At 61.8% G+C, this 11,128-nt stretch carries 9 protein-coding genes and 1 pseudogene; 1 reads left to right on the plus strand and 9 read right to left on the minus strand.

Annotated elements, in window-relative coordinates; all coding sequences use genetic code 11:
• The coding region (locus tag Q0288_RS00255) for a DnaJ C-terminal domain-containing protein (protein ID WP_366914709.1) at positions 1-280 on the plus strand (280 nt) is incomplete at its 5' end.
• Between the two features lie 6 nt (positions 281-286).
• Here the strand turns inward: Q0288_RS00255 and Q0288_RS00260 are convergent.
• The 9 genes and pseudogenes from Q0288_RS00260 to Q0288_RS00300 form a co-directional block, all read right to left on the minus strand.
• On the minus strand, positions 287-910 hold the full coding sequence (locus Q0288_RS00260) for a transposase (RefSeq protein WP_299425392.1): 624 nt from the start codon (positions 908-910) through the stop codon (positions 287-289).
• A gap of 57 nt (positions 911-967) precedes the next feature.
• Positions 968-2,488 carry a CoA-acylating methylmalonate-semialdehyde dehydrogenase gene (locus Q0288_RS00265; RefSeq protein WP_299425394.1) on the minus strand — a complete coding sequence of 507 codons (1,521 nt, stop codon included), beginning with the start codon at positions 2,486-2,488 and terminating at the stop codon, positions 968-970.
• A gap of 163 nt (positions 2,489-2,651) precedes the next feature.
• On the minus strand, positions 2,652-3,137 hold the full coding sequence (locus tag Q0288_RS00270; protein WP_299425397.1) for a hemerythrin domain-containing protein: 486 nt from the start codon (positions 3,135-3,137) through the stop codon (positions 2,652-2,654).
• 144 nt (positions 3,138-3,281) lie between these two features.
• The gene (gene rny / locus Q0288_RS00275; RefSeq protein ID WP_299425400.1) at positions 3,282-5,057 is read right to left on the minus strand and encodes a ribonuclease Y; all 1,776 of its coding nucleotides are present in this window, start codon (positions 5,055-5,057) and stop codon (positions 3,282-3,284) included.
• A 374-nt stretch (positions 5,058-5,431) separates the two neighbouring features.
• Positions 5,432-6,481, minus strand: a complete 1,050-nt coding sequence (gene recA, locus Q0288_RS00280; RefSeq protein ID WP_299425403.1) for a recombinase RecA — start codon at positions 6,479-6,481, stop codon at positions 5,432-5,434.
• A gap of 12 nt (positions 6,482-6,493) precedes the next feature.
• Positions 6,494-7,006 carry an RNA 2',3'-cyclic phosphodiesterase gene (gene thpR / locus Q0288_RS00285; RefSeq protein WP_299425406.1) on the minus strand — a complete coding sequence of 171 codons (513 nt, stop codon included), beginning with the start codon at positions 7,004-7,006 and terminating at the stop codon, positions 6,494-6,496.
• 145 nt (positions 7,007-7,151) lie between these two features.
• Positions 7,152-8,363 carry a CinA family nicotinamide mononucleotide deamidase-related protein gene (locus Q0288_RS00290; protein ID WP_299425409.1) on the minus strand — a complete coding sequence of 404 codons (1,212 nt, stop codon included), beginning with the start codon at positions 8,361-8,363 and terminating at the stop codon, positions 7,152-7,154.
• 141 nt (positions 8,364-8,504) lie between these two features.
• Positions 8,505-9,485 (minus strand): glycine cleavage T C-terminal barrel domain-containing protein, encoded by a 981-nt coding sequence (locus Q0288_RS00295; protein ID WP_299425411.1) that lies wholly within the window; start codon positions 9,483-9,485, stop codon positions 8,505-8,507.
• An 81-nt stretch (positions 9,486-9,566) separates the two neighbouring features.
• Positions 9,567-11,128 (minus strand): annotated as a pseudogene (locus tag Q0288_RS00300) (hypothetical protein); the annotation flags it as partial.

The raw sequence follows: 11,128 nt of genomic DNA on the forward strand, positions 1-11,128 counted from the left end.
TTCCGATCTCAAGACCGAGATTCCGGGCCTGGAGGGTGACCTCGAGTTCAGCGTCCCGCCGGGCACCCGCGATGGCGAAGTGTTCGAGCTCGAGGGCAAAGGCCTGCCCTACCCCGGTAGCCGTAGCCGGGGCAAGCTGCAGGTGGTCACCCAGATCGCAGTGCCGCACAACCTCTCCAAGAAGGCTCGAGACCTCCTGCGCCAGTACGCACAGGAAGTTGGCGAAGAGGTCGCCCCGGAGGGCTTCTGGGACAAGGTGAAGCGGGTTTTTAGGGGATAGTCCTGGTCACAGCCTGTTGAGTTTTTCCTTGTCGCTATCCCAGCGCAGAGGATTTTCTTCTATGTACCAGCGGCGGACGTTCAGCTCGTTCTCGTTGCGCAGGATGCGCTCGTGGTAGTTGCGCTGCCAGAAATACCGGTCGAACGGCACCCAGCCCAGGGTTCTGACCCCGGCAATGTAGCGCCGGGTGGTTAAGGATTTGAAGCGACCCACAACATCAGCCAACCGCAACCCCGTTGTTGGGGCAGGCCCCAGTGCCTGCCCACTATTCCCCGGCGGCAACGGTGGGTCGTCGTCGTCGGGGTCGAATTGGTTAGCCTGGGGGGGGTCAGGGCGGCCACGGGGGGCCGCCCCAGCGGAGGTCGTCAACAAGATAATTCCGTGAACGTGGTTTGGCATCACCACGAAGGCATCCACATCCACGCCGGGATAATGGTTGGGAGCGGCCTCCCACACGCGCAAAACCATTTCCCCAGCGGGACTCAGGCGCACCTTGCCGCCCACCACCTCGCCCAGAAGACATCGCCTTTGATGGACGTTGATCGTCACAAAATACGCCCCGGCCTGCGAATAGTCATAGCCCTTCAGTCGGATAGAACGGCGGTGGTGGCGCTCGGGGTCATAAGGCATTGGCCGGATAATACAAAGCCCTCCCCGGCTTTGGGGAGGGTATGCACATGACACACTCTATCGAACTTGCGGGAAGCCTAAATCCACCTTGCTGGTGCTGGGGTCGGGCCAGCGGCTGGTCACGATCTTGGCCCGGGTATAGAACTGCACGCCTTCGGGGCCGTACATGTGCAGGTCGCCAAAAAGGCTGGCCTTCCAGCCCCCAAAGCTGTAGTAGGCCACCGGCACCGGGATGGGCACGTTGATGCCCACCATGCCCGCCTCCACCTCGAACTGGAACTGCCGGGCTGCGCCGCCGTCGCGGGTGAAGATGGCGGTGCCGTTGCCGTAGGGGTGCTGGTTGACCATCTTTACGGCCTCGTCGTAGGTCTTTACGCGGGCTACCCCCAGCACCGGCCCAAAGATTTCGTCGTCGTAGCACTTCATGCCGGGCTTCACGTGGTCCAGCAGGCTGGTGCCCAGGAAGAAGCCCTCGGACTGGGTGATCGGGTCGTGCCGCCCATCCACCACCACCGTGGCCCCTTCGTTGGGGGCGTGCTCGAGGTAGGAGGCTACCTTGTCGCGGTGCTCACGGGTGATAAGTGGTCCCATCTCCACGCCTTCCTCGAGCCCCGGCCCCACCTTGATGCTGGGCATCCGTTCGCGGATGGCAGCAATCAACTCGTCGGCGGTCTGGTCACCCACCGCAACCACCTGAGAAATCGCCATGCAGCGCTCGCCTGCCGAGCCGTAGGCTGCCGAGACCGCCGCGTCGGCGGCCATGCCGATATCGGCGTCGGGTAGCACGATCATGTGGTTTTTGGCCCCGCCCAGGGCCTGCACCCGCTTGCCGTGGCGGGTGCCGGTCTCGTAGATGTACCTGGCGATGGGGGTGGAGCCCACGAAGCTCACGGCCTTGATGTCGGGGTGCTCCAAGATCCGATCCACCGCCACCTTGTCGCCGTGCACCACGTTGAACACCCCATCGGGAAGGCCGGCCTGCTGCAAAAGTTCGGCCAGGTAGAGCGAGACCGAAGGGTCTTTCTCCGACGGTTTCAGGATGAAAGCGTTGCCGCACGCGATGGCGTTGGCGAACATCCACAGCGGCACCATGGCGGGGAAGTTGAAGGGGGTGATGCCCGCCACCACGCCCAGGGGCTGGCGGATCTGGTAGACGTCTACCCCCCGGCTGGCCTGTTCGGAGAAGCCGCCTTTGAGCAGGTGGGGGATGCCGGTGGCGAACTCGACGTTCTCCAGACCCCGCGCCACCTCCCCCAGCGCATCGGGAACGGTCTTGCCGTGCTCGAGGGTGATCATCTCCGCGATCTTGCGGCGGTTCTGATCCACCAGGTCGCGGAACTTGAACAGAATCTCGGCCCGGCGGGAGAGCGGGGTCTGCCGCCAGTTTTTGAAGGCTTCGCCGGCCATGGTGACTGCCGTGTCCATTTCCTCTATCGAGGCGAAGTCTACGGTGGCCTGCTGCTGTCCGGTGGCGGGGTTCCAGACCACGCCGCTTCTGCCCGACCGGCCCTCGACCCGCCTGCCGCCAATCCAGTGCGAAACGCGCTTGATGGTGATTTCAGGTTCCTTGATCGCCATGTACTACCTCCTGATTTGCTGGGTAACTCGAGTACGGGCCAAACGGCCCCAGATGGCCTCATGGTAGGAGCCACGGCCCCTAGTGCGCAATGGACAGACTGTCAAGAAGCTCGGGCACGCGGAAATGGATTCCCGGATCCCGGCCTTTCTCGAGCCCCTTCAACTAAGTCTTAACTCGAAGCTGAACATCAATTTTGCAGATGTGGTTGGTAAGCCAGGTGGTCAGGGTCTCGAGCAGATGCTCCAAAGTGCTCAGGTTAACATTGCTGAGGGCATTTTCACGCTGAAAGTTCTGCCAGAACTCCAGGAACCCGTTGTGTGCATCCTTGTTTTGCAGGGCCGCCGGGCACTTTCGCAGATTCATGCAAAGTTCTTCGTAGGCAAAGTGGGTGTTGACGTACATGTCGAGAAACACCACCAGGTTTTCAAGCTCGGTTAAGTCGAGCTTCTGACCAGATTTTCCGCGCTCGATGATGCCCTCGAGCCGGTTTACATACTCGAACAGGTTTTTGTGCTGACTGTCTACCCGTGTATCCCCTACCTCATACTGCTCGTTCCAATGAACCGCCACAAACATCACCCCCACAGGTTTGCGGAACCTTGTTCGTTCGGCTGTAGCGTACGATTTGAGGGCGAAAAGTGCAACCACCGCAGATTTCTAGGGCAACACCGCCCAAGGGGCGCGTCTGTTCTGGTTCTGGGACAGACAAGACCTCATGAAGAAGAGCGCACGGGCCTTCAGCCTGACCGGCCAGGCAATATTTGGCTGCAGCACAGCGGTCAGCGAAAAAGACTACTTGGCATAATCTACTGCCCGGCTCTCGCGCACCACCGTGACCTGCACCTGGCCAGGGTAGTTCATGTCGCGCTCGATGCGCCCGGCGATCTCGCGGGCCAGCAGGGTGGCCCTGGAGTCGCTGATACGGTCGGGCTTGACAATCACGCGCACCTCGCGTCCGGCCTGCACCGCGAAGGCATTGTCCACACCGGGGAAACTCAGGGCGATGCGCTCGAGCTGCTCTAAGCGCTGGATGTATTCTTCCAGGCTCTCGCGCCGGGCGCCGGGCCTGGCCGCGCTGATGGCATCGGCGGCAGCGGACAGCACCGAGAAGAGGGTCTCGCCGTTTTCGGGGTCGTGATGGTGGGCGATGGCGTCTATCACTTCCCTGGGTTCGCCAAAACGCGAAGCCAGTGTAATGCCAATTTCCACGTGGGTGCCCTCGATTTCGCGGTCTACCGACTTGCCCAGGTCGTGCAGCAGCCCAGCCCGACGGCCCATGGTCGCATCCAGGCCCAGTTCCGAGGCCATGATGCCGGTCAGGTGGGCCACCTGCACCGAGTGCTTGAGCACGTTCTGTCCGTAGGAACTGCGGAAGTGCAGACGGCCCAGAAGCTGCACCAGGCCAGGCTTGAGGCCCACCACTCCGGCCTCGAGGGCGGCCTCCTCGCCGCGCTCGTAGATGAAGGTCTTCATCTCGTTTTTGGCCTTCTCGACCACTTCTTCGATCCGGCTGGGGTGGATGCGTCCGTCCTGCACGAGTTGCTCTAGAGCCATCTTGGCAATTTCGCGGCGCATAGGGTTGAAGCCAGACAACAGCACCGCCTCGGGGGTGTCGTCAATGATCAGATCTACCCCGGTGAGGGCCTCGAAGGTGCGGATGTTGCGGCCTTCACGCCCGATGATCCGGCCCTTCATGGCATCGGAGGGAATCGGCACCACCGAGACCGCCAGGGAGGCGGCAGTCTCGGAGGCCTGGCGCTGGGCGGCCTGGGCCAGGAGCTTTTGCGCCTCGCGCTTGACCTCGAGCCGGATCCGCTCCAGGCTGGCCTTGACCCGCAGGGCTTTTTCGTCCTCGAGTTCAGTATCCAGCCTTGCCAGCAGTAAACTTCGGGCTTCCTCCCGGCTCATCCCGGCTACTTCCTGCAACTTGAGGTCAATTTGCCGCTCCCGACTGACGAGTTCGTCCTCGCGGGCCTCGAGGGTTTTCTCGTAGGCATCCAGCTTTTCTTCCTGCTCATCGAGTTTGGCTGCGCGGGCATCAAGCTGCTCGCCGCGCCTGGCCAGCCGTTCAGTCTCACGTTTGATCTCCTCGCGTTCGGCCCGGCTGGCTTGCAGATCGGCTTGCAGGCGCTCCCGCTCGACCTGAATGGAACTGCGCTCACTGACCAGGGCTTCACGTTCGGCTTGCAGGCTGGCCTGCAGGCGCTCCCGTTCTTCTCGGAGCTGCTGGCGCAAGCGCTCCTCGCCCTGTTGGCGGAAGCGCTCGAGTTCGGACTGGGTACTCTGGCGCAGGCTTTGCACCTCGGCCTGCGCGCTCTGGCGCAGGCTCTGGGCCTCGTTGCGAGCGGCCTCGAGCTGGGTTCTGGCCTGGGCCTGGGCCTGCTCGAGGGCGGTTTGGGCCTGACGGCGGGCTGCATCCAGGGTTTGCTGGGCCTCGTTGCGGGCGGCCTCGAGGTCGCTCTTGTTCACCTCGGCCAGGCGGTTGCTGCGCTGCAAAAGCACCACCACCACCACCGTCAGCACGATCACGATCAGGGTGAGTATCAAATCCAGGGGAGTAAAAACCATCGGTACCTCCAAGGTTGCAAGGAGGTTCTCACAGTTTCAGGTCTGGCTGGTGTTTGGGGTGCTGTTAAATAAGCCCTCTAACTTTCTCAGGCAGATCCCTGCTCAGATTTGCCCAAGTCAAACACCAGACCAGAGGTAGACCGCTTCTATTAAGCTCTACACCAAGCTGCCCCTTGGCCCGGTGACAGTACACCGGGCAGATTTCGAGAACAATGGCTTCCTGGCCCTTCATACTGGGAGAACCCCTTCAAAGTTGCGCCCGCATTAAGGTTCTGTGATGAATCAGGTTTCTGCAAACCAGGGGCGGGCACAATTCCAGCGCGATCTGCGGCTGCTCATCCTCCAGGACATACGTGGGAGGCCTTGCAAGCAGTTCAAGCTTCGGCAACCACAGCAGAAGACTCCTCGTCCTCTTCGGGAGTTGCCAATACCGATAGCTTACCAGTTTGCGCCAAAACTTTCTCCCGGATCTCCTGGGCCATGCGGGGTTCGCCCTTGAGGAAGTCGGCGGCCTTCTCCTTACCCTGGCCCAGCCGGGTCTCCCCGTAGGAGAGCCAGGAGCCCGATTTGTCTACCACCTCGGTGGCAATCGCTACCGTCACCAGGTCGGCCAGGGGGTCAATACCCTTGCCAAAGTACAGCTCGATCTCGTGCTCGCGGAAGGGGGGGGCCAGCTTGTTCTTGGTCACCTTAACCCGCACCCGGTTGCCCACGGCGTCGTTGCCCACCTTGATGGGCTGGCCCTGTTTACGCACATCCAGCCGTACCGAGGCATAGAACTTGAGGGCCCGTCCCCCAGGTGTGGTCTCGGGGTTGCCGTACATGACCCCCACCTTCTCCCGGATCTGGTTGATGAAGATCGCAGCGGTGTTGCTCTTGGAAAGGGCGGCGGTCAGCTTACGCAGGGCCTGGCTCATCAGGCGGGCCTGGATCCCTACAAAGGCATCCCCCATCTGTCCCTCGATCTCCGCCTGGGGCACCAGGGCTGCCACCGAGTCAATCACGATTGCGTCCACCGCCCCCGAGCGGGTCAGAAGCTCGACAATCTCGAGGGCCTGCTCGCCGGTGTCGGGCTGGGAGACCAGCAGATCGTCGGTATTGACCCCCAGGCTCTTGGCGTAGGTGGGGTCGAGGGCATGCTCGGCATCCACGAAAGCGGCCACCCCACCCGCCTGTTGGGCCTGGGCCACGATCGAGAGGGCCAGGGTGGTCTTGCCGCCCGACTCCGGCCCATAAATCTCGATGATCCGCCCCTTGGGAATCCCGCCGATGCCTAGAGCTATGTCCAGGCCCAGGCTTCCGGTGGAAATCACATCCACCTTCTGACGAGGCGCCTCGCCCAGGCGCATTACAGCCCCTTTGCCAAACTGCTTTTCGATGGACTTTAAGGCCCCTTCCAACGCTTTTTGTTTCTCTTTATCCATATACACTCCCGTTCAACCCAGCGGAAACACTTCAATAACCCTGTACTGCGAACCCGAACGCTCCAACGCCGATTCCACCAAGCATACCGCGTTGGCTTTGAACCGAAGATTCATCACCATCGGCCCGATTCGGGGGGCCGGGCCTTTTTTGCGGGCCAGGGTCAGGTGGGGATGAAATTGCTCCCTGGTTTTTATATCTGTCGCTTGCTGCAAACCCCTGGCCAGGGGTTCCAGACCTTCCCCGGTGACCTTGACAAACCAGACTCTGGGGGAGCCCGAGGCTGGGAAATATCCGGTTCCACCCAGCTCGACCTCAAAAGCTGGAATGGTGGCAGCCACTTCTTGTCCGGTTCGACGGAACTCCTGCAGGCGATCGGAAGGCTGTTCTCCCAAAAAGAGCAGGGTAATGTGCAGCTGGTGGGCCAGACCCGGCTTCCAGCCTTTGAAGCTCCGCACTTTTTCCTGGGCCTCGCTGAGCGCTTCTTGCACCCTGCGCGGAGGGAAAATGGCATAGAAGAGTCTCATGAGGGCTCCCTCGAGGGATATCCTGGGCCGAGGGTCGTAGCCCGCCGGAGCCGGGGATCAAAAAAAGCCCCTGATCGCCCCACTACCCATACCACCAGGCAAGGCCCTGTGCCCCTGCGACCCCGAAGAGCAGGTTGTGTGGCCTTCACATGCCACCCCGCAATTCAGATACGAAGAAAGCCAACGCCGCATGGGCGGCCCGTTGACGCAACATTTCGCGGCTGGCCCCCGGCAAGCGGTAGTGCCTGGAGCTGGTGTTGTTCGGGCCAGCCAGGCCGATGTAGAGCGTACCCACTGGCTGGCCTTCCAACTCTTCTGGCCCGGCCACGCCGGTGGTAGAGAGGGCATAAGTTGAATTCAGCGCAGCGCGGGCGGTAGCTGCCATCGCCTCGGCGAATGCCGCTGAAACCAGTCCGTGCTGGGTGACCAGGTCTTCCGAGAGGCCCAGCCACGATTTGGTGGAAAGATGGTAGGGAACCAGCCCTCCAAGGTAGCTTCTGGATGCGCCCGCCACCCCGGTTATCAGCGCACCCAAAACCCCTCCCGTCACCGACTCCATGGTGGCCAGGGTAGCCCTTTGGGCTTCGAGTATTTGCAGGGTCAGCACCGGCAGGGTATCGCTGTCCTGGCCCCACAGGGCCTCGCCCAGCAGCGGGCGGATGCGCTGGGAGAGCTGGTCTACCAGGCCCGGCTCGCCCCGCACCACCACCACTACCCCGTCCATCTTGGCGTAGGTGCCCACCTCGGCCTGTCCGTTGCGCTTGAACAGGTCGCCCAGCAGTTCCACGATGCGCGACTCCCCCAGGCCAAAGGTCTTAAGGGCCACCTGCTTGTAGGGCTGGGCCGGCAGGTTCAGTCTGGGCAACACCTCGGCCCACATGGGTCGCCACTCACCGGGAGGCCCTGGCAGGCAGACCAGATCCTTGTCGTCCTGGTGAATCCACCAGCCCGGCGCGGTTCCTCTGGGGTTGGCGATCCAGCGTGCGGAAGGGATTTTCAGGGCCTGTTTGCGGTTGACCTCGGGCATCTTCCAGCCCCTGGCCTCGAACAGCTTCTCCAGCCAGTCCAGCACGGCTAGATCGGTTTGCAGGTCTTCGCCCATTGCCGCCGCGATGGCCTCCCGGGTGATGTCGTCAGGCGTGGGGCCAAGACCACCCGAAAGCACCACCAGTCGGGCCGTATTCCAGGCCTGGCGCACCTCCTGAGTGAGTGTTTCCAGATGGTCAGCCACCCGCAGCGTCCGATGCACATCCACAGAGTAGGGCTGAAGACTGACAGCGATCTCGGCCGTGTTGGTATCTACGGTCTCGCCGTACAAGAGTTCATCACCTACCCCAATTATTTCTGCTAAAAACATAAAAGCTCCTATAGATTACAACATTACTTGAATTGCGTCAAAAAACAAGTGCCAAGTACATCATACGGACTGGAGTCCGGGAAGGGGAGCCGTTGTTCTCCAGGCCCTGCCTCCGCCAAATTCTGTCCTGTCCGCCCACACCTACTGCATCGGCAAGGCCGACACGGTAGCCGACCACCCCTCGATCTGCACCTGATCGCCGGGGGCCAGTTCCTTGCGCAACAGGGCCAGCGCAACCGCCCCCAATTTGGGAGATTCCACGGCGGTGCCAACCTTGCCGACCCGCTTACCCTCGCGGAAGACCTCCGCCCCGGTGGGGATCTCTTTCTGGCCCAGCAAGCCCATCAGCTGATAGCGGGGGTTGCCCCGCGCTTCCAGCCGGGCCATAATTTCTTGCCCCAGGTAGCAGCCTTTTTTGTAGCTCACCCGGTCATCCCAACCGACTTCCTGGGGAAGTTCGCCCAGGGCTTCGGGAAGGTCGGCCTGGCCACGCTCGACCCGCCAGATCTGCCAGGCTTCACGGCCAGCAAGGGTTGCTCCACTTTCCAGCAGCATCCTGGAAAACAAATGGGCCTGATCGGCAGCTACGAACAGCCAGAGCCCAAACTCATCTCTGGTCATGATGAGGGCTCTGGTTTTGCTGATGCCCCACCTGGGTGGAATCTGACCCAGCCGCCCTGCGACTTCCCCGGCCTTAGAACCTTGCAGGCGCAAGGTGAGCCACCCCTCGAGTTCATTAACCTCCACCTGATCAAAGACAATGTACTTGCGGAAGCGGTGGGCCAGCCTGCTGGCGGTGGGTGAGCTAATCCAGAGCGGTTCGCCAAAGTTGAGCACCAGACCGGTGTGTTCGATCTGGCCCCGGTTGTTGAGAAAAACCGTCTCGAGCCAGGTTCCTCCCGGCATCTGGCGGATTTCGGAGGTGCACTGGTTGTGCAAAAAATCCTGCCGATCCAGCCCCCGAAGTTCAACCAAACCATACTCGCTGAAATCGAGCAGGGCTGAGCCATACTGGAGGGCCTCGAGTTCGGTCTCGACCGCCCCATAGCTCCAGGGAATCTTCTGCACCCCCTGGATGCGCCAGGTTACCCCCAGCGACTCGTGTAGATCCCGCAGCGACATAGAGGCATTTTAAGACCCCTTGCGGGGTTTAATGCCTATCGAAGTTACGAAACAGTCGGGTGGCGCGCACCTCGGTGGGCTTTACCTCACCTGCACCCGGTAGAGGAAGTATCCCCCCTGGGCGGGCAGCAGGGCAGGCAGCGTACCGCTGCCGCTGGGACTGGGGGCGGTGTTGAGGGTGCAGAGCGAAGCCAGGTTGAGGGTGATGTTGCCCACGCTGCCCAGATCGGGGCGCACCGCGCTGCCGTTTGGACAGCCCAGCTCCACCTCGCCACTGCCATAGGCGTTTTGCACCAGGGTGGTGAAGAAGGGCACCGGATCCGAGAGCACCACATTGAAGATGGGCTGGCTGCCGATGTTCTGGTAGGCGATCCGGTACTCGAGAACCTCGCCGGGCTGTCCAGAAGCGGTAGCGGCGAAGGTGCCTCCTCGGCTGAAGTTGCGGACTTCTTTGAGCAACTGCAGGCCCCCCGCCGTGGCAACGGTAGTGGTAACGAAAACCAGGCGTGCATCGGTGAGGGCGGTGTGGTTGACCCACCGCAGGGCCGCTTGAAGCCCGGCAATATCCACCCGTCCCGCTGGCAGACCTGCCGGAACCAGCACCTGGACGTCCAGAGCACAAGCCCGCAGGCTGCCATCGCTCTCGCGCGGCCAGGCGGCATCCACGACAAAGCTTTGCGGTAAGGTCTGGAAGCCCTCGCCGGCATCGGCAAAATCACCATCGCAATTCACATCGCGACGCAGCAAGTAGGCATAGTTCCCACCGCTAATAGCAAGGTTCACCAGACCCAACGTACCCGGACGGTACCAGTGGCTATAGGTGAGCGCTCCCGGACTGGGCGACTGGCCCGACTGGTCGGGCCGCAGGCGGCTTTCGCGGACCAGGCCAAAGTTGTAGCCTTCATAGCGTTGCCCGGCTGTAAAGCTGCTGATGGTGCGGCGGGCTGCGTCGGTCGAGGCGTAGGTGGTGGCCAGGATAATGTTCGCACCACCGACGTTGCTGCCGGTCGCGGGCTGCTGCGGCTGGCTCAGGGTGAGATTGGAACCAAAACTGGCCGGGATGAACATGGTATACAGACCGCTAACATCGGTGCTGGCGGAACGGCTGCTATTTCCATCGGAGGCGGTGACCAGGATGCTGGGGATGCCGGGCTCACCCCCGTTTTGTAAGGCGTCGTTGGCAGTTCCAGCCCCCAGACCGTCGTCATGGAAGACCGTTCCTCGAATTCGCGAACCGTTGAACAGCCCGAAATCCTGGTTGGCGATGTTGCTGCCGGCAACACTTACGCTTAGGCTGCCAGTGGTTACGAAGATCCATCCAGAGGGTTCAGTGGGGGTTGTAGAAGCGACGGAGTTGGTTATGACGATGTTGTAGCTACCCGCTACCACATTGCTAAAGCTGTAGGCTCCGGTTCCTGCATTCACGGCCAGGGTCTGTACCACCGTGCTGCCCTGCACCAGGTTCACCCGCACTGGGGTTCCACCGGCCCAGTCCTCGCTGGTTTCTGGCTGGCCGTTGGGCTGGAGGTCATGGTAGACCCGGCCCGAGACCGTGACCCCCAGGGGGGTCACGTTGATGGAGACTTGGGCTTGGTTGTTGCCTGGGTCGGGGTCGGGTTCGGGCTGGGCAGTTTTGCTGGCGA

The sequence above is a fragment of the uncultured Meiothermus sp. genome (assembly GCF_937863175.1).
Lineage (GTDB): Bacteria > Deinococcota > Deinococci > Deinococcales > Thermaceae > Meiothermus.

Coding starts and splice junctions, on each gene's coding strand:
- rny (WP_299425400.1), bottom strand. CDS start 5,057: ATGGTTTTTACTCCCCTGGATTTGATACTCACCCTGATCGTGATCGTG.
- recA (WP_299425403.1), bottom strand. CDS start 6,481: ATGGATAAAGAGAAACAAAAAGCGTTGGAAGGGGCCTTAAAGTCCATC.
- Q0288_RS00290 (WP_299425409.1), bottom strand. CDS start 8,363: ATGTTTTTAGCAGAAATAATTGGGGTAGGTGATGAACTCTTGTACGGC.
- Q0288_RS00260 (WP_299425392.1), bottom strand. CDS start 910: ATGCCTTATGACCCCGAGCGCCACCACCGCCGTTCTATCCGACTGAAG.
- Q0288_RS00265 (WP_299425394.1), bottom strand. CDS start 2,488: ATGGCGATCAAGGAACCTGAAATCACCATCAAGCGCGTTTCGCACTGG.
- thpR (WP_299425406.1), bottom strand. CDS start 7,006: ATGAGACTCTTCTATGCCATTTTCCCTCCGCGCAGGGTGCAAGAAGCG.
- Q0288_RS00295 (WP_299425411.1), bottom strand. CDS start 9,485: ATGTCGCTGCGGGATCTACACGAGTCGCTGGGGGTAACCTGGCGCATC.